The organism is Cohaesibacter celericrescens (assembly GCF_002866925.1).
Lineage (GTDB): Bacteria > Pseudomonadota > Alphaproteobacteria > Rhizobiales > Cohaesibacteraceae > Cohaesibacter > Cohaesibacter celericrescens.
On sequence record NZ_PKUQ01000016.1, the window covers coordinates 386713 to 404707 of the forward strand.

The following is a 17995-nucleotide window of genomic DNA, read 5'->3' on the forward strand; positions in this document are numbered from 1 at the left end:
AGTTCAACACTTACTTGCGGGAACTTCTCGTGTTTTTTGGGAAACGGGGCGTAGGGTATCTATTTACTATTTGGGTAAGAATGGTTCAGCTATCCGTGCCCAGAGCGGGATGAAAAAACTGCGGTATGGTCGGTGGTCCGTTACTAAAGGTCCGAAGCCAAGAGTTTGTTTCGATTTTCGTAACAGTGGCCGGAACGCTTGTTATTCACTGACTAGTAAAAGTCTTGACTGGCAAGCAGGTGCCTGTGAAGGAAATAAGTTTGGTTTGTCTACCAAGTCAAGTCTTGCTCCGAAGGAAGTCGCGGGAAACCGGAATCCGATGATATTGATTAAAATGTGTCGAAGGCTCTCAGCAAATCGAGTGAGAGAAGTGCGAAGAATAGCTGGGTTGGATTGAGTTCTACCGCTTGCCTCCTGCGAGCTGCTGGGACTGAGGTAGTTTTCTTAGTTTCAGCATCGACACTATTCCAAAAACCGGGCCTGCCACCAATGGGGTGAAAGCCCAGTGCCAACCAACCAGAGCGATCCAATGGGGCATGAGTTGAACAGAGACAAGCGCAAGAGAAAAGCCGATGGCGGTCTGCATGGTCAGCATCGTGCCGCGATTTTCTGGCTTGGACAATTCTCCCACAGCGGTGGAGAATTGCGCGCTGTCCGGCGAGACGGTTGCGCCCCACAAGATGGCTATGAGGCAGACCAGAAACACGGGGCCGCCAAACAGAGGGCCGATGATCAAGGCGCAAGTGCCGCTCATGGCCAGCACGACGCTGGTCATCAAGGTGCGTCCGATGCGATCGGCAATCATGCCGCCGATCATGGAACCCGGAGCGCCTGCCGCAATGGTGAAAAAGGTCATCAGGGACGCCCAACGCTGAGGATTTTCAACGCCGGAGAACTCAAAACTGGCGCCAAGGAACAAAGCGATCCACGCCCACATGGCATAAACTTCCCACATGTGACCAAAATATCCGAAGTTGGCCAATCGAATGGGTTTGTTGGTCAGGGATTCAAAGGCGAGGCCGAGTTTGAATTTGGGGCTTTTGGCAAAGTTGGGGCCGATCGCCACCAGCATGACAGACAGTCCACCAATTGCCGATATCCAGCTGGTGGCCAGAAGCACGGCGCGCCAGTCCACATCGCCCCAAAAGGCGATGAGGTGAGGGGCTGCAGAGCCGATCATCAACGAGCCGACCAACATGCCTACCAGCATGCCAGCGTCTTTTCTGGCCCAACTCATGGCGATCTTCATGCCAACGGGATACACGCCGGCAATGACCGCGCCGGTGGCAAGCCGCAAGACAATCGAAAGGTTGGAGCCGGGCTCGGAATAGATAAAGGCATAATTTGCCAGCGCACCCAAGACTGCGCAAACAGCGTAGAGAACACGAGGATCGGTACGATCAGCCAAACCAAAACCGGCGCTGATCAAACATCCGATGACAAAGCCCGCCTGAACGGACGAGGACAGAAGCGCGACTTTATCGCCGCTGAGTGCAAATTCACTGGCCAATCCGGGCGCAACCGCCGAGGCGGAAAACCACAGCGACAGGACAGCCACTTGGCTAAGACACAACAGAGCCAGAGAGCGGCTCTTAATGGAAATGATCGTCATGGGATGTCCCGTGCGGCTGGTTAAAGAAACTCAGGCTAGCAGGTTGGCATTACGCTGCAATCTGGCCATCAGTTTAACGAGAGAAGGCGCTATAGCCTTTTGTCTTTAAGAACAGACAATGTAGAGGAACCTGGGAAATGGCACAAAATGAATTTGATGTGATCGTGGTTGGCTCTGGCCCGGGGGGCTATGTGACCGCTATCCGCGCGTCGCAATTGGGTCTTAAAACTGCAATCGTCGAAAAGAAAGATCTGGGCGGTATTTGCCTCAACTGGGGTTGTATTCCGACCAAAGCTTTGTTGCGGTCTGCCGAGATTTATCACTTTATGCAGAATGCCAAAGACTATGGTCTGTCAGCAGACAATGTAAGCTTTGATATCAATAAAGTGATCGAGCGGTCGCGAGGCGTTTCCAAACAGCTCAACAACGGCGTTGGCTTTTTGATGAAAAAGAACAAAGTAACCGTGATCAAAGGCACTGCTGTTCTTGATGGCAAAGGCGCTATCAAGGTCACCGGTGATGATGCGGGTGTTTACAAAGCGCCTCACATCATTCTGTCCACGGGTGCTCGTCCTCGGATTCTACCCGGTCTTGAGCCTGACAAAAAGCTGATCTGGACATATTTTGAAGCCCTTAAGCCCGATATCATGCCTAAGTCTTTGTTGGTTGTCGGCTCGGGTGCAATCGGTATTGAGTTTGCCAGCTTCTATCGCACTATGGGTGCCGAAGTGACTGTGGTCGAAATGATGCCCAAAATTTTGCCGCCGGAAGATGATGAAATCTCCGCCATGGCGCGCAAATCGCTTGAAAAGCAGGGCATCAAAATCTTGACTGAAGCAAAGGTGACCAGTGTCACCAAAGGCGGCGACAATGTTGTTGCCAATGTCGAGAAAAAAGGCGGAAAAACCGAGACCATCAAGGCGGATCGTATTATCTCTGCTGTCGGTGTGGTCGGAAACATCGAAGATCTAGGCCTTGAAAAAATGGGTATCAAAACCGATCGTGGCTGCATTGTCATTGATGGTTATGGTCGCACCAATGTTCCCGGCGTTTATGCCATTGGAGACGTGGCGGGCCCTCCGATGCTGGCGCACAAAGCCGAGCATGAAGGCGTCGTCTGTGTCGAGAAAATCGCTGGTGTTGAAAATGTGCATCCGATGGATAAAAGCCAGATTCCGGGTTGTACCTATTGTCATCCGCAGGTGGCTTCGGTGGGGCTCACAGAGCAGGCATGTAAGGAAAAAGGCCTCGATGTGCGCGTTGGCCGCTTCCCCTTCATTGCCAACGGCAAGGCAATTGCATTGGGCGAACCTGAGGGCATGATCAAAACCATCTTTGATAAAAAGACAGGTCAAATGCTCGGTGCTCATATGATTGGTGCTGAAGTGACAGAGCTTATTCAAGGATTTGTTGTTGCCATGAGCCTGGAGACGACTGAAGAAGATTTGATGCACACAATCTTCCCGCATCCGACCTTGTCAGAAATGATGCCTGAATCAGTACGCGATGCCTATGGCATGGTGATCCAGAGCTAAGCTGTTCGGGTTCTACCCTACCAGACAGACAAAATTTGCAAGTAAATGCATCGAAAGAGGCGGGAAATTTTATCCCGCCTCATTGTCTGGTGCTTGCACTCATTTATTGAAGTGTTATGTAGAAGGCGGGGCTTAAGTGTGGTCCGGGTGCATACTTAAAGAGAGAGGCTTGAGAAATGTTGGGACTTGGTCTAATCGGTTCAATCGTCGTCGGTATCGTTGCCGGTTTTGTCGCAGAGAAAGTTATGAACTCCAATCATGGCTTGTTGACCAACTTAATTGTTGGTGTGATTGGTGGCTTGGTTGGTGGCTTTCTTGCTCAGAAAGTACTTCCTGGAATACTGACACTGACAGGAATGGGTTGGGTTGATAGCATCATTGTTGCTTCACTTGGCGCAATTCTGGTGCTGTTTGTCTATCAAAAAATTCGAAGCTGAATGAGCCACCGGTCGCAACTGACCGTATGAAGCTCAGTGCTTCAAAAAAATACAGGATGACGAGGAAAGCTGAATGGTTACCATTATTGATACCGTTTCAAACAAGGCAAAGGCAATCGACTCTGTGTCTGTTCGCCCTCGTCATCCTGAAAAGGCCCATAAGCCTGACAATCCTGTGATGCGCAAACCGGACTGGATTCGCGTCAAAGCGCCGGGGTCACCGGTTTATAAAGAAACGCGCAGTATCGTAAAAGAAAACAATCTTGTCACAGTCTGTGAAGAAGCGGGTTGCCCGAATATGGGCGAGTGCTGGTCCCAGCGCCACGCCAGTTTTATGATCATGGGCGAGACCTGTACGCGCGCTTGTGCTTTTTGCAATGTCTCTACTGGTATTCCCAATGCGCTAGACCCCAAAGAGCCTGAAAATACAGGCCGTGCTGTTGCGCAAATGGGCCTCAAGCATGTGGTGATCACATCCGTTGACCGTGATGATCTGGCTGATGGCGGGGCACAGCATTTTGCTGATGTCATTCACGCCATACGAGCCGCTTCGCCAGAGACGACCATTGAAGTGTTGACCCCCGATTTTCTGCGTAAAGACGGTGCGCTGGAGATTGTTGTGGCGGCCAAACCGGATGTGTTCAACCACAATCTGGAAACGGTACCGTCCAATTATCTCAAGGTCCGTCCGGGTGCTCGCTATTTCCATTCCATTCGTTTGTTGCAGCGCGTCAAAGAGTTGGATCCGACGATGTTCACCAAGTCCGGCATCATGGTTGGACTGGGCGAAGAGCGGAATGAAATTTTACAATTGATGGATGACTTGCGGGTGGCTGAAGTTGATTTTTTGACCATTGGTCAATATCTGCAACCATCAAAAAAGCATCATCCTGTTTTGAACTTTGTCACTCCCGATGAATTCAAGGGATATGAAACCATCGCTTATACCAAGGGATTTATGCTGGTTTCGGCCAGCCCGCTGACGCGTTCTTCCCATCATGCCGGTGATGATTTTGCCAAATTGAAGGCAGCACGCATGACCAAACTGGGTCACTGATCGGGACTTGTCACCAAAGAATGCCGAAATTTCAATCGCGACAAAAAGTCAATCATTCCGCCAGTCAGATGTTTGATCTGGTAGCTGATGTGCAGAGCTATCCCGATTTTGTTCCGCTATGTAAGTCATTGCATGTGCGAGGGCATCAGGAAACATCGGAAGGCTCTGTTCTGGTCGCCGACATGGTGGTTGCCTACAAGTTGATCAGCGAAAGCTTCACCTCGAAGGTGACGCTGAAACCGCAAGACAATGAGATCTTGGTGGAATATCTGGACGGCCCGTTCAAACATCTTGAGAATCGTTGGACGTTCGAGCCGATTGATGGACTAGCTGCGGCCAGTGTGATCGTGTTTTACATTGATTATGAGTTTAAAAGCCGGATGTTGGCTGGGCTTATGGGGGCCGTGTTTGATAAGGCCTTCCATAAGTTCTCCAGTGCGTTTGAGCAACGGGCTGATCGCATTTACGGATAAGGCAACTGTTCTTATTGTGTTTAAATGCAAAAGGTCGCTTCGGAAACCCTGCGGCCTTTTGCATTTTATAGTTTCTTCGCCCTTATTCCTTGGTGTCGGGATGCAAGCTTTTGCCAAGAATTTGTGTGTCATTTCCGATTACATAGCCGGAATGGCCAACGATCAGCGGGTCTGGGCCATGGACGATATGGTGGTCTTTGTTTGGATAGGGCAGGGACGCTAAAAAATGCTGCATACAGTTTAGACGTGCGCGTTTTTTGTCATTGGATTTGATGATTGTCCAAGGTGCATCTGCAGTGTCTGTATAAAAGAACATTGCTTCTTTGGCTTCGGTATAATCATCCCATTTGTTTAGCGATGCCTTGTCGACCGGCGACAACTTCCATTGTTTGAGTGGGTCTAGCTCGCGAGAGGCAAACCGTCTGCGTTGTTCTTCCTGTGTCACAGAGAACCAGTATTTGAACAACCGCACGCCTGAGCGGCAAATCATGCGCTCGAATTCTGGTGTTTGGCGCATGAATTCAAGGTATTCGGACGGAGAGCAAAAGCCCATCACCCTCTCAACGCCGGCCCTGTTGTACCAAGAGCGGTCAAACAGAACTGTTTCGCCTGCGGATGGCAAATGTTCAATATAGCGTTGATAATACCACTGGGTGCGCTCACGGTCGGTTGGCTTGTTCAGTGCCACCACGCGCGCGGTCCGCGGGTTTAGATGTTCCATGAAACGTTTTATGGTGCCGCCTTTGCCTGCGGCGTCACGTCCTTCGAACAGAACCACGATCTTCTGGCCCGTTTCCTCGACCCAATTCTGCGCTTTCAGCAATTCTACCTGCAAAAGGCCTTTTTGCTTTTCATAGGCCATTCGTTTCATTTTTGTTTTGTAGGGATAAAGACCCTGTTCAAAAACGCGATGGATTGCATTGGGGTCGTGGCGCATTTCAGCCAATTGATGCAATGCCGACCCCCTTGAACTTGATTTTTCTCCGCTTAGTTCCGGCGTCAATTGGATGTCATCAATTTCATCCGGGTTGATGGTCTGGCCAACGTCAGATGTTGGAGCAGGCTGTTCATTCTCTTTTTCTTCGCTTTGCATCGGCATCGGCCTGTCCTTCTCTCTGGGCTGTTGATTATTTGCAACCTAGGCCAATTAGATTAACACCTAGTGATACTTGTCAACGATTGAGACCCAAGAAGCTCTATGCAATTGGTATGAGAGCTGTCCTTGAGCGTTGCAGAAAAGCCACGGAAATTTGGAAAATACTTTGTTAACCATGCTCTTTCATGGTTTTTGCCCGTCTTCAGCCACAATATGCTGGCACATTCCGGCATAGCAGAGCGACTGGTATTTGCGGAACATGGATGTTGCGCCTGAATGTTGACATTTTTTCTAGCGACGTCTTGCCGTATCGACGGTTGGATGATTCCCGATGGTTTGGTTTGTGGCCTGCGCGATTGGAATTGTGCTTTTAGTGTCTGCTGGTCAAAAATAAAATTTAAGCTTTGTGCGCATAATCAAAGTTGTGTGAGACGGGCGAATTGGAAATGATGAAGCTTCAAATGAGTATTGTGAAAAAGCTGCGTGGTGTGTCTCTGGCTGGCCTTTTGGTTTTAGCCGGTGTTGTGTCAGCGCATGCCTTTGACCCACGCACGATGCTGGAAGGTGGAGCGCAAGCGGACGAAGCTTTTCGATTTGGTGCTCAGGCCTACAAGTCTGGTGACAAGAGCACTGCGCTCAATGCTTTGACCTATGCGGCCCACAATGGACACATGGTCTCTCAGTGGAAACTGGGGCGCATGTATGCGGATGGGGACGGTGTTTTAAAAGATCGCAGCCGCGCGTTTGATCTGTTCAACGACATTGTGGCGCGGTATGGCGACGCGAGACCTGGTTCTATCGAAGCGCGCTATGTATCCAATGCTTTTGTAGAGTTGAGTGCATTTTTGACTGTCGGCATCGATCAAAAACTCCGCCCGGATCGCAACAAGGCGCGAGAATTATTGCAGTATGCTGCATCCTACTTCCGCGATCCTGACGCGCAATATCATCTGGCTATATCGTATTTGCGTGAGGAAAATGGCAAGTCTGATACACGTCAAGCTGCGCGTTGGTTGAATAAAGCTGCACGCAAAGGGCATATTCAAGCCCAGTTGCAGTTGGGCGATCTGTTGCTTGACGGCACTCAAGTACCAAGGCAACCGGTGAATGGTCTTAAATGGTTGACGATTGCGCGCATACTGGATTCTGGCAATCCGTTGGTGTTGGATCGTCAGGAAGCTGCCTTTGCTCTGGCGGATGAACCCACGCGCCAAAAAGCCGTCTCATTAGCGGAAGAATGGGTCAACGGCGCACGCTGACCCAACTTGTCTGATCTTTTTTTAGAAAATTAGCTGGCGTTGCAATCGAGAGACAGGACCACGGGAACGTGGTCTGATGGTTTTTCCCAATCCCGCGTGTCTTTTTGGATGACGCATCCGGTTAGCCAATCTGCTGCCTCCGGAGACAATAAATGATGGTCAATGCGAATGCCCAGATTGCGAGGCCATGCGCCGGCTTGATAATCCCAGAATGAATATTGGTGTGGGGTGGCGTTGCCTGCGCGGAAGGCTTCGGTCAAGCCCAGCGCCTTCAGTTCGCGAAACAAATCCAGTGTTTCCTGCCGATATAGTGCATCACCCCACCAAGCTGCATGATCATGCACATCCTCAGCGGTCGGAATGACGTTGTAATCGCCAGACAAAACAAATGCTTCTTCGAGTGTGAGACGATCCTTGGCCCAGTCGATCAAGCGGCGCATCCAAGCAAGTTTATAGGGATATTTATCACTATCGACGGGATTGCCGTTGGGCAAATAGAGGCTGACCACCCGCAACGGGCCTTTGTCGGTTGCGAGCACGCCTTCTATAAAACGGGCTTGATCGTCTGTGTCATCACCGGGGAGCCGCCGGTTAACCTCTTCGAACGGGGTTTTGGACAATAAGGCGACGCCGTTGAAGCCTTTTTGGCCATGGGTTTCCAGTGTATATCCAAGCGCTTCTATGTCTGCGCGAGGGAAGGCTTCATCGACGGATTTGATTTCCTGCAAACAGGCAATATCTGGCTTTTCTTCTTCTAGCCAGCGCAACAGGTTGGGATGACGGGCTTTTACGCCATTGATGTTCCAGGTCGCGATGCGCATGGGGAGGGCCTTTGTCGAGGATGTGTTCAGATTTGACAGGATCGTCAGAGGGGTCACATTGCGAAGCTGGTGCCGCAACCACAAGCGGCTGTGGCTTGTGGATTGGTGATCTGGAAAGACTGGCCCATAACATCATCGACAAAATCGACCTGTGAGCCTTCCATATATTGCTGGGTTAGCGGGTCCAAGAGTACTATCGCACCATCCCGTTCAATCACCAGATCATCGTCTTCGCGAGATTTGACCAAATCGTAATTATATTGGAAGCCTGAACAGCCACCGCCGGTCACGGAAATGCGCAGCATGGAGCCATCGCCCTCTTTTTTGAGAATGGTGGCGATGCGCCGAATGGCGTTGTCGGTTACAAGGATCGTATTCGACATAGGATGCATTCCTGTCTTGAGCGTTTCGGTGTCGACTTGGGTTTCCAAGGGACAGGATGACGCTTTGTTTCATTGGTTTGCCGCAATTCAAGCGAATCGAGTATCACTGGAATAGCTCAAATTGTTGGTTGAGCCGCAGAATCGGAGCCACATTTCCTGGTGGTGCGGCATAGAGTTGTGAATAAGCCTCTCCTCTGGCCGCGCCGACGATAAAATATCACGAGGGTTTGGCCTTCATAAGGCGTTATCGTTAGCCTGATAGTTAAGGGTGAATTTTTCTCAGTCAACCCTTATGTCCATGACTTTGACTCTGTGAGAGCTCAATCTTGAGTATAAAATGGAAGAAAACATGACGCCTTCAATCGGTTTTGGTGCGCAACCACGCGCTTGTTATGCTGTGGACCCTGGACGCAGTAAGGGGCGTTTGTTTATGGAACCGGAAAGCCCGACACGGACACCTTTTCAGCGTGACAGGGATCGTATTATTCATTCTTCCGCATTTCGCCGGTTACAATATAAGACACAGGTTTTTCTGTATCACGAAGGGGATCTCTACCGCACGCGCCTGACGCACACGTTGGAAGTGTCACAAATTGCTCGGTCTATTGCTCGGGCCTTGCTCGTGGATGAAGATCTGGCCGAGGCATTGGCTCTGGCGCATGATTTGGGGCATACCCCGTTTGGGCATGCGGGGGAGCGCATGCTGGATGCTTTGATGTTGCCCTATGGGGGCTTTGACCACAACGCCCAGTCCTTACGCATAGTGACGTCTCTGGAGCGGCATTATGCGGAATTTGATGGTCTCAATCTGGCATGGGAAACGCTGGAAGGGTTGGTTAAGCATAATGGACCACTGACCGACGCATCAGGGCAGGGCATTGATCAATATGCGAATGGTTTACCGTTTGCCATACGATCTTATGCACAAGAGCAAGATTTGCTTTTGGAGTCATATGCGAGCATCGAGGCGCAGGCTGCGGCAATTGCGGATGACATTGCCTATAACGCGCATGATATCGACGATGGTTTGCGTGCAGGATTGATCAGTTTGAAGCAATTACGTGATTTGCCTTTGATTGGCGCTGCCCTTGTGGAAGTGTATGACCGCTATCCTGGATTGGATGACTCTCGCGTGGTACATGAAATTGTGCGCCGTTTGATCACGGGTATGGTGGAAGATGTTATCAAGACTTCCATGGCCAATTTGACGCGCATTTCGCCTCAAAATGTCGGGGAAGTGCGCAACGCAAGTGAAACGATCGTTGGCTTTTCTGGGGAAATGGCCAAGACCGTGGCTGAGATTAAAAAGTTTCTGTTCGAGAATGTCTATCGCGAAACTAATGTGATGCGAGTGATGGGCAATGCAGAGCAGGTGCTCAAAGAGCTGTTTGTGTTTCACTTCGAACATCCCGATTCAATGCCGTTTGAATGGCAATTTGATCTGGATGGGTCCTCCAAAGAGGTGCTTGCACGCCGTGTTGCGGATTATGTTGCGGGCATGACAGACCGTTTTGCCATTCTTGAACACAGACGATTGTTTGACGTAACACCAGAATTGCGTTAGTTCCAACGCCAATATGTTAAATGAGCCAGACACAGCGGGAAAAGGGACGGCTTGCCATTTGGGCGAGGCCGGTTCCGTCCGCATTTAGTCATCTGGCAGACTATCAGACAGGATCGACGATGAACGTCTTTACTCTTTTCACCGACCGGGTTGTTGCTGCCATTGGCAAAAGTGACCTTACGGGCCGTGATGGCGCGGCGCTAGACCTCACACGTGTGAATGTCGAGCCGCCACGCGATGCTTCTCATGGTGATTTAGCGACAAACGCGGCCATGGTTTTGGCCAAGCAGGTTGGTATGAAACCACGGGATGTCGCGACGAAAATCGTCGATATTCTGCTGGAAGATGCTGACGTTGCCAAGGCCGATGTTGCAGGTCCGGGTTTCATCAACCTAACCTTGGCTGATGATTTCTGGCGCGGCGTTGTCGGTACTATCGTCGCTATGGGTAAGGATTTTGGCCGTGGCGATCTTGGCAAGGGAGCCAAGATGAATGTGGAATATGTATCAGCGAACCCAACTGGTCCCATGCATGTCGGCCACACGCGCGGAGCTGTTCTGGGTGACTGTATCGCTAATCTATTGGCTTTTTCCGGTTATGACGTATGCCGCGAATATTATATCAATGACGCAGGTGGTCAGGTTGATGTGTTGGCTCGGTCTGCCTATCTGCGCTATTGCGAAGCGCTGGGCGACGATATCGGTGCGATCCCTGACGGGCTTTATCCCGGTGACTATCTGGTTCCTGTAGGAGAAGCGCTTGCCAAGGAGCACGGCGCCAAGCTCAAGCAGATAAGCGAAGAAGAATGGTTACCGCTGGTGCGTGAATTTGCCGTTGATGCGATGATGGACATGATCCGTAGCGATCTGTTCGCGCTCAATGTCAAACATGATGTGTTTTTCTCTGAGCGCAGTCTTATTCATGGGGAGCATAATCGCGTCAAGGAAGCCATTGATTGGCTGACCGATAAGGGGCAGGTCTATGTTGGCACATTGCCTCCACCAAAAGGGCAGCTTCCTGATGATTGGGAAGACCGAGAGCAGACCTTGTTCCGCTCTTCGGACTTTGGTGATGACATTGATCGCCCGCTGAAAAAATCAGACGGCAGCAATACCTATTTTGCTAATGATATTGCTTATCACTTTGACAAGTTCAAACGTGGCTATGCACAACAGGTTGATATTTTGGGGGCCGACCATGGCGGTTATGTCAAGCGCCTCAAAGCGGCTGTCTCTGCTATCACTGAAGGCAATGGCGGGCTTGAGGTCAAGATTTGCCAGCTTGTCAATCTGATGCGCGATGGAGAGCAGCTCAAAATGTCCAAGCGATCCGGAAACTTCATCACGTTGCGTGATGTGGTTGAGGAAGTTGGCGTCGATGCGGTTCGTTTCATGATGATGTACCGCAAGTCTGAAGCGACTATCGATTTCGACTTTGCCAAAGTGACAGAGCAGAGCAAAGACAACCCCGTCTTTTATGTTCAGTATGCCCACGCCCGGACGGCATCTATTTTCCGTCAAGCCGCTGTAGAGGTGCCAAATGTGTCTTCTAAAGCCGATGATTTGGCCAAGGTAGACTTGTCTGGAATCAAAGATGAAGTTGAATTGGCGCTTATTCGCAAACTGTCAGAATATCCACGTATTGTAGAGGGAGCGGCGGAAACACAAGAGCCGCATCGTGTTGCTTTTTACCTTTATGAGCTTGCTGGATATTTTCATTCTGTGTGGAATAAGGGCAAGGAAATGCCGCAATTACGCTTTATTAACGCTAAAGATGAAGAATTGACGCAAGCGCGCTTGGCTCTTGTTCAGGCTGTGGCCTCCGTTATAGCTTCGGGGCTTGGTCTGCTTGGTGTGACGGCACCAGAAGAAATGAGATAAATTCGTCTGATGAAGATGCTACTCCAGACTAACTTTTGCCAAGTGTTATGAGTTAAGTGTATGATTGAAAAGGCAAATCGTCATGTCTGATAATAATGACAAAAAGCCAGCTTCCACTCCTTCCGGTTGGCCTGCTCCCCATGAACAGGCCCGCGAGGGGCGTGGTGCTGGACAGGCAATCGAGGACCCTCTGGCGGAGCTAGACCGAATCGTAAATCAAGATTTTGGTCTTACTGGTCAAAACGAAGGCCGTTCGGCATCTGTTTCCAGCGAAGATTTGCGTATTCTTGAACAAGAATTAATTCGCGAATTACGAGGGCATCAAGAGGCAGAGCAACCTGTTGCCCCTCAAGACTATGGCCATACGCAGGCTGAACCGTTAGCTCCCACTCCGGTCGCTACACGAGCTCCTGCACCTGTTGAGGCACCAAGACCTACTGCAGCACCTGTACCTGAGACTGTTGCTGACCAGTTGAGCCGCCCTCATCCTTTGGCTCATGCAACACATAGGCCCGCACCTCAAGCGCTTGTGGAACCTAGAGTCGAGGTTCCTGCACCCGCTGTACCAGTTGCCACAATGCCTACTTCCAACGCGACCTCAGAGCCCGTTCGCAAGGCTCCTAGCCTTGATGATTGGAGCAATCTGTTTGACGAACCAGCGCCAGAAGCTAGTGCTCCGGCGACTCCGGCATCCATGCATGGCGAAGCGATGGCAACCAGCGGAAGTTATGGCCAGTTAAGCCGACAGGCAGGGCAACCACCTCATGAGGCGCCTGCTGTTGCGGCCACACCAGCTGCTTCGGAGCATCGTTATGCAGACGCCGCCGCCGTTGACTATCGTGCTGCGCAAACAGAATCTCGAGAAAGGGCTGAGGCGACTGCGCCCGCGGTTTCTGCGAGCAGAGGCCCAGATATTAGGGCACCTGAAACAAGTGTTTCTGAGACATGGAACGAGATCATTGCGCGGCAGACACCGATAGTTGATCCATCTCCTGACTATAGGCACGTATCGAGTGCAACACCGACTGCGTCAGCGCCTCGCGAGCCTTATGTTGCGCCCTCTATTGATCGCGACAACTACGCCAGTGCGAGTGTGCCAGAGGTGACGGCACCAATCGAAAGCGATCCGGCAACGGATCCTTATGCGGCTTTCAATCAGGCACCAGCTGATCCCTATTCAGGCTATGATGAACGCTCCAGAGCTGCGGGTGCGGCTCCTGCCGTCGATGTTTCAGGGCAGGGCCCTCATTATGCGGCTCCGACGGAACATTATCATGATGATGTGCGGTATGCAGACCCCAATACCGCTTCCTATGCTGATCCTGCACAACCAACCTATGAGCAAGGCTATGCGGCGGAGTATGACGCGCAGAATGGTTCCGTTGGCCGCGATGATCTCACGGCGAATGGCGCTTATGGCACTTATGCTGATCCAGGTGTGGCCTATGCTGCAGCCGAGAGTGCACCTTACTATCAGAATGAAGACTATCAGACCTTGGAGACTGAAGCGGCTATTGCTGCTGCGGTTCAGCCGCGCAAATCTCGTAAGGGACTTATAGCGGCTTTAGCCGTTGTGGGCGTCGTTGCCGTTGGTGGTTTGATTGCTTGGGGATTCGGTAATAGTGGCAATGGCGGCGATACAGCGCCTCCTTTGCTGACGGCCGATAACGGTCCGGTAAAAGAAACGCCGGATGATCCCGGTGGTAAAGTCATTCCGCATCAGAATAAAACAGTTTATGATCGGATCGATGGGTCCGAGAGCGATGAAGGGCCAAGCAATTTGATGCCGGCCACTGAAACGCCTCTTGCCATGACTGCGGATGGACAAACACCGCGCGTGATTTCTTTGTCTGGCGGTGAGTCGAACGTGGCTCAAAATTCCAGTGCGGTTGCTCCCAAACAAGTGCGGACGGTTGTTGTTCGGCCTGATGGAACCATTGTGAACACCAATGGGGCTGCTGCCAATGAAACACAAGTTGCCTCTGTTGACACGCAGATGCTCAATGCAACGCCCTCCGAGCAGGCGATGACGCAGACTTTCAACAATGGTGTCGATGGTGCTGGAAATGCTTCAGGGCTGGGCGCGCAAGATGCGCAGGGCGCCAATGGTGCTACAGCGCCGTTGCCGCGGGCTAAACCGGCAGAATTGGTTGCTCTTCAAGCAGCCAATCGCACTGTAGCTGCTCCTGTTGTTCAGCAAACGCAGACTGCTCCATTGGTGCTTGCACCGCCAGTACCTCAGGCGACTGCGCCTGCTGCGACGAATACCTCAGGCGGTTATACGGTTCAGGTGACGTCCCAGCGCTCGGTCGAACAGGCGCGTGCTAGTTTCAATAGCATTCAGGCACAATTGCCCAGCGTGTTGGGAGGGTATCAGCCTGACATCAAGCAAGCTGATCTGGGTGCCCGCGGAACATATTATCGCGTGCGCGTTGGCTCTTTTGCTGATCGTGCCGGTGCAACGAGTTTCTGCAGTCAGATCAAAGCCGCCGGTGGCGATTGCTTGGTCGCCCAAAAATAGGCTTCGACAAATATAAGCATTTTGAAACCCGGCCAATTGGTCGGGTTTTTCTTTATCTACACTTGGTTTGGGCCTACAGTGACGATAATCTTCGTAACCTTCTTTTGATTGGCAATGGATCAGGCTGTCGATACCGGTTTGGTTCGTTTGGGTTTGGATTGTGAATGTCAACCAACAATGGTTCAACCAGCGAAAATGGATCAGCGGATTATGATGCGGCGCCAGCGTCTACACAGCTGGCTGAAACAGATGGATCTTGGGCCAACGACGGCCAAGAGGGAGCCTTCGATCAGTGGACGCAGATGCAAGGTATTGACCTCGTTCAAAAAGCGGGGGTCGGCGAGCTTGCTCTCATCGTTGATGTAGAAGGGTTTGAAGGGCCATTGGATTTTTTGCTTGCAATGGCTCGACAACAAAAGCTTGATCTGACAAAAATTTCGATGTTGGCTTTGGCGGAGCAATATTTGCTTTTCATCGAAAAAGCCCGACAACTGCGTCTTGAATTGGCCGCAGACTATTTGGTGATGGCAGCGTGGTTGGCTTATTTGAAGTCTCGTCTTTTGATTCCCGAAACGGCTGATGAAGACGAACCTAGTGGCGAAGAATTGGCGGCTGTGCTGGCGTTTCGCCTGCAAAAGCTGGAAGCAATGCGGGAAGCGTCCGATAAATTGATGCAGCGACCAAAGCTTGGGAGTGATTTCTTTTTGCGCGGCAAACCTGAAGATATGTCTCTTAGCCGTAGTCGACATTTTGAAGCATCGCTTTATGATCTACTGACGGCCTATGCCGCGCTGCGGCAAAGACAATCAGTCTCTCTGGTTCATGTGCGCAAGCGTGATGTGTGGTCGCTGCAAGAAGCGAGAGATGTGCTGACACGGTTGGTGGGTGGTCTCTCTGATTGGACACCCGTGGATGAAATTTTGCGTAGTTATTTGAAACTCTCAGATATACGGGCCACAGCGCTTGCTAGTTCATTTGCCGCGTCGCTGGAATTGGTTCGGGAGGGGCATTTGGAGTTGAAACAAACAGGTGCATTTGGCACCATCTATCTGCGTGGCAAGAGCAACCAAAACAGAGATGGCTCTTAATAATGGATGATGGCATTGCGGAACAGGATATCGCACCTGATGAAGATGATGATTTTGCCGCCTTGGCTCATGAGGCGCGTGTTCAGCTTAAACGGATGCTTGAGGCTTTGCTTTTTGCCAGTGCGGAGCCATTGAGCCTTTTGGATATTCGCGCTCGTATGCCCGACAAAATCGATGTGCTGGCGCTTTTGCAGCAGCTGCAATCCGATTATGCAGACCGAGGTGTCAATTTGATTCAGGTGGAAGACAAGTGGTTGTTCCGTACAGCCAAGGACTTGTCTTTTATGCTTCAAGCTGAAGCATTCGAACCGCGTAAGCTATCTCGGGCCGCATTGGAAACGTTGGCCATTATCGCCTATCATCAGCCAGTAACCCGTGCCGAAGTTGAACAGATTCGCGGGGTGTCGACCATAAGAGGCACACTTGATGTATTGCTACAAACCCAATGGGTTCGGGTCAGGGGGCGAAGACGCGCACCGGGGCGTCCTGTTACGTTTGGAACGAGCGATAAGTTTCTGGTGCATTTTGATCTGGATTCGATCCAAGACCTCCCGGGGCTAGAAGAGTTGAGAGGTGCTGGAATGCTTGATTCGGCTCTACCTCCCGCATTTTCCATGCCCTCGCCAGATGACAATGAAGATCTCACGGACGATGAAGATCCATTCGACGAGATTGAAGCGCTCGAAACTGCCGCCTTTGCAGATGATTGAAACCGTGCTTTGTAATACTTAAATGAAAACATGAAGATCAGAGTTGAGTTTGTTGGGCTCCTGACGCTACAAGCATGGTTCGATTTAATCTTTTTTGAGCGGTTGCGGAGTGGTTGAATGGGTGAGAGAGACAAAAACATTGGCTGGGGACACAGGGGCACAGCGGGTGCGTCTATTGCTGCCGGCCTTGCCTTTGATGCCGTTGCTTGTTCCTTTTCGGGCAAAGAAGTTTTGCGGGACATTACGCTTTCGGTTGAGCCCGGAGAAGTTGTGTCTTTGCTCGGACAGTCTGGATCCGGAAAGACCACCATGCTTCGGATCGCAGCTGGAATCGAGCGGTTGAGTAGCGGCAGGGTCTTGATCAACAATAAAGAAGTGTCATCGGACACGGTTTTTGTGCCGCCGGAGCAGCGCAGTGTTGGTTTGATGTTTCAGGACTATGCATTGTTTCCGCATTTGTCGATTCTCAAAAATGTGATGTTCGGATTAAATGATCTTCCAGCCAAAGCCTCAGAGATTGAAGCGCGTGCTGCCTTGCGCCGTGTTGGACTTGAAGGATATGCCGAGCATTTTCCGCATATGCTTTCGGGCGGTCAGCAACAACGGGTGGCGCTTGCACGTGCTATTGCACCGCGTCCGAGCATTCTGTTAATGGATGAGCCGTTTTCAGGGCTGGACAATCGGTTGCGGGACCGTGTGAGAGATGAAACCCTGGCTGTTCTGCGCGAGATTGGTGCCACTTGCATTATTGTAACCCATGACCCGGAAGAAGCTTTGCGCATGAGTGACAGGATCGTGCTTTTGCGTAATGGTAAGATTGTCCAATATGCCAAACCCGAAGACCTCTATTATCATCCGGTTGATCATTGGGCTGCGCGCTTTTTTTCTGATCTCAACGAGATCGAAGGAGTTTACAGGGGGGGCAAAGCGCGGACTGCAATCGGCGATTTCACAGTGGACGGGTTTGATGAAGGGCAAGAGCTCTTGATTTGTATTCGGCAACAAGGGGTAAAACTGCATATTGCTATTGATGAAGGGTATGCGCCGGGTTTGCCTGCCAGAGTGAAGCGGCGCATGTTTTTGGGTGAAGTGGACCTTTATGAGATCTCGGTTAAGGGGATTGATAAACCTTTCTTTGTGCGGTCGCGTGCAGGGCAATATTTTGCTTCAGGCGAGAATATCGGTGTATCGTTTCGCAAAAAAGATGTTCTGATATTTGCCAAGCAGGAATAAAGTGCTTATCTCTTTGATCAAAGTGAATGAAACAATGGGGCTTTATAGGCCCTTATCTGCGCTTGGCGCGGCAATAAACAGGGAATAAATCTATGGGACAGATTGGTATTTGGCAGATCGTCATCGTCGCAGTTGTGGTCGTACTTCTTTTTGGTCGCGGCAAAATCTCCGAGTTGATGGGCGACGTTGCCAAAGGCATCAACAGCTTCAAAAAAGGTCTCAATGACGAGTCCGCTGATGATGACAAAAATGCAATTGAGAACAAACCTAGTGAACAGGTGTCTGTTGAATCTGAACATAAAGACAAGGTGAACTAGGCTGTTGCT

General features: G+C 50.8%; 16 protein-coding genes. 12 read left to right on the top strand and 4 right to left on the bottom strand.

Annotation, left to right across the window (positions count from 1 at the left end; genetic code table 11):
- Window positions 1–400: 400 nt before the first annotated feature.
- Window positions 401–1612, bottom strand: a complete 1212-nt coding sequence (locus C0081_RS09700) for an MFS transporter (RefSeq protein ID WP_101533594.1) — start codon at window positions 1610–1612, stop codon at window positions 401–403.
- Window positions 1613–1749: 137 nt separating this feature from the next.
- Here C0081_RS09700 and lpdA point away from each other — a divergent pair, with 137 nt between their 5' ends.
- The 4 genes from lpdA (at window position 1750) to C0081_RS09720 (ending at window position 5114) form a co-directional block, all read left to right on the top strand.
- Entirely contained in the window at window positions 1750–3147 is a 1398-nt protein-coding gene (lpdA, locus tag C0081_RS09705) for a dihydrolipoyl dehydrogenase (RefSeq protein WP_101533595.1), read from the top strand.
- A gap of 176 nt (window positions 3148–3323) precedes the next feature.
- On the top strand, window positions 3324–3584 hold the full coding sequence (locus tag C0081_RS09710; RefSeq protein WP_101533596.1) for a GlsB/YeaQ/YmgE family stress response membrane protein: 261 nt from the start codon (window positions 3324–3326) through the stop codon (window positions 3582–3584).
- 73 nt (window positions 3585–3657) lie between these two features.
- Window positions 3658–4641: a lipoyl synthase gene (gene lipA / locus C0081_RS09715; RefSeq protein ID WP_101533597.1), complete on the top strand. Its 984-nt coding sequence runs from the start codon at window positions 3658–3660 to the stop codon at window positions 4639–4641.
- 20 nt (window positions 4642–4661) lie between these two features.
- Window positions 4662–5114, top strand: a complete 453-nt coding sequence (locus tag C0081_RS09720) for a type II toxin-antitoxin system RatA family toxin (protein ID WP_101533598.1) — start codon at window positions 4662–4664, stop codon at window positions 5112–5114.
- Between the two features lie 82 nt (window positions 5115–5196).
- Here C0081_RS09720 and ppk2 read toward each other — a convergent pair whose 3' ends face one another.
- On the bottom strand, window positions 5197–6213 hold the full coding sequence (gene ppk2, locus C0081_RS09725) for a polyphosphate kinase 2 (protein ID WP_210200450.1): 1017 nt from the start codon (window positions 6211–6213) through the stop codon (window positions 5197–5199).
- Window positions 6214–6671: 458 nt separating this feature from the next.
- Between ppk2 and C0081_RS09735 the strand changes: the two genes are divergently transcribed.
- Window positions 6672–7469: a tetratricopeptide repeat protein gene (locus C0081_RS09735; RefSeq protein ID WP_101533751.1), complete on the top strand. Its 798-nt coding sequence runs from the start codon at window positions 6672–6674 to the stop codon at window positions 7467–7469.
- Between the two features lie 29 nt (window positions 7470–7498).
- On the opposite strand, the gene xth is transcribed toward C0081_RS09735, so the two are convergent.
- Entirely contained in the window at window positions 7499–8290 is a 792-nt protein-coding gene (gene xth, locus C0081_RS09740) for an exodeoxyribonuclease III (protein WP_101533600.1), read from the bottom strand.
- Window positions 8291–8343: 53 nt separating this feature from the next.
- A complete protein-coding gene (gene erpA, locus C0081_RS09745) occupies window positions 8344–8673 on the bottom strand; it encodes an iron-sulfur cluster insertion protein ErpA (protein ID WP_101533752.1) in 330 nt (109 codons plus the stop codon).
- 349 nt (window positions 8674–9022) lie between these two features.
- Here erpA and C0081_RS09750 point away from each other — a divergent pair, with 349 nt between their 5' ends.
- The 7 genes from C0081_RS09750 (at window position 9023) to C0081_RS09780 (ending at window position 17986) form a co-directional block, all read left to right on the top strand.
- On the top strand, window positions 9023–10237 hold the full coding sequence (locus C0081_RS09750; protein ID WP_101533753.1) for a deoxyguanosinetriphosphate triphosphohydrolase: 1215 nt from the start codon (window positions 9023–9025) through the stop codon (window positions 10235–10237).
- A 119-nt stretch (window positions 10238–10356) separates the two neighbouring features.
- Window positions 10357–12117, top strand: coding sequence for an arginine--tRNA ligase (argS, locus tag C0081_RS09755; protein WP_101533601.1), 1761 nt, complete (start codon window positions 10357–10359; stop codon window positions 12115–12117).
- A gap of 82 nt (window positions 12118–12199) precedes the next feature.
- The gene (locus C0081_RS09760) at window positions 12200–14638 is read left to right on the top strand and encodes an SPOR domain-containing protein (protein WP_101533602.1); all 2439 of its coding nucleotides are present in this window, start codon (window positions 12200–12202) and stop codon (window positions 14636–14638) included.
- Window positions 14639–14940: 302 nt separating this feature from the next.
- Window positions 14941–15726, top strand: coding sequence for a segregation and condensation protein A (locus C0081_RS09765; RefSeq protein ID WP_101533754.1), 786 nt, complete (start codon window positions 14941–14943; stop codon window positions 15724–15726).
- 2 nt (window positions 15727–15728) lie between these two features.
- Complete coding sequence (gene scpB, locus C0081_RS09770) at window positions 15729–16436, top strand: SMC-Scp complex subunit ScpB (RefSeq protein ID WP_101533603.1); 708 nt, start codon at window positions 15729–15731, stop codon at window positions 16434–16436.
- A 117-nt stretch (window positions 16437–16553) separates the two neighbouring features.
- Window positions 16554–17669: an ABC transporter ATP-binding protein gene (locus C0081_RS09775; RefSeq protein ID WP_101533604.1), complete on the top strand. Its 1116-nt coding sequence runs from the start codon at window positions 16554–16556 to the stop codon at window positions 17667–17669.
- Window positions 17670–17761: 92 nt separating this feature from the next.
- Window positions 17762–17986 (top strand): twin-arginine translocase TatA/TatE family subunit, encoded by a 225-nt coding sequence (locus C0081_RS09780; RefSeq protein ID WP_101533605.1) that lies wholly within the window; start codon window positions 17762–17764, stop codon window positions 17984–17986.
- The last annotated feature ends 9 nt before the right edge of the window (window positions 17987–17995 follow it).

Coding starts and splice junctions, on each gene's coding strand:
- C0081_RS09765 (WP_101533754.1), top strand. CDS start 14,941: ATGCAAGGTATTGACCTCGTTCAAAAAGCGGGGGTCGGCGAGCTTGCT.
- erpA (WP_101533752.1), bottom strand. CDS start 8,673: ATGTCGAATACGATCCTTGTAACCGACAACGCCATTCGGCGCATCGCC.
- C0081_RS09760 (WP_101533602.1), top strand. CDS start 12,200: ATGTCTGATAATAATGACAAAAAGCCAGCTTCCACTCCTTCCGGTTGG.
- lpdA (WP_101533595.1), top strand. CDS start 1,750: ATGGCACAAAATGAATTTGATGTGATCGTGGTTGGCTCTGGCCCGGGG.
- C0081_RS09710 (WP_101533596.1), top strand. CDS start 3,324: ATGTTGGGACTTGGTCTAATCGGTTCAATCGTCGTCGGTATCGTTGCC.
- argS (WP_101533601.1), top strand. CDS start 10,357: ATGAACGTCTTTACTCTTTTCACCGACCGGGTTGTTGCTGCCATTGGC.
- C0081_RS09700 (WP_101533594.1), bottom strand. CDS start 1,612: ATGACGATCATTTCCATTAAGAGCCGCTCTCTGGCTCTGTTGTGTCTT.
- scpB (WP_101533603.1), top strand. CDS start 15,729: ATGGATGATGGCATTGCGGAACAGGATATCGCACCTGATGAAGATGAT.
- lipA (WP_101533597.1), top strand. CDS start 3,658: ATGGTTACCATTATTGATACCGTTTCAAACAAGGCAAAGGCAATCGAC.
- ppk2 (WP_210200450.1), bottom strand. CDS start 6,213: ATGCCGATGCAAAGCGAAGAAAAAGAGAATGAACAGCCTGCTCCAACA.
- C0081_RS09735 (WP_101533751.1), top strand. CDS start 6,672: ATGAGTATTGTGAAAAAGCTGCGTGGTGTGTCTCTGGCTGGCCTTTTG.
- C0081_RS09775 (WP_101533604.1), top strand. CDS start 16,554: ATGGGTGAGAGAGACAAAAACATTGGCTGGGGACACAGGGGCACAGCG.
- xth (WP_101533600.1), bottom strand. CDS start 8,290: ATGCGCATCGCGACCTGGAACATCAATGGCGTAAAAGCCCGTCATCCC.
- C0081_RS09720 (WP_101533598.1), top strand. CDS start 4,662: ATGCCGAAATTTCAATCGCGACAAAAAGTCAATCATTCCGCCAGTCAG.
- C0081_RS09780 (WP_101533605.1), top strand. CDS start 17,762: ATGGGACAGATTGGTATTTGGCAGATCGTCATCGTCGCAGTTGTGGTC.
- C0081_RS09750 (WP_101533753.1), top strand. CDS start 9,023: ATGACGCCTTCAATCGGTTTTGGTGCGCAACCACGCGCTTGTTATGCT.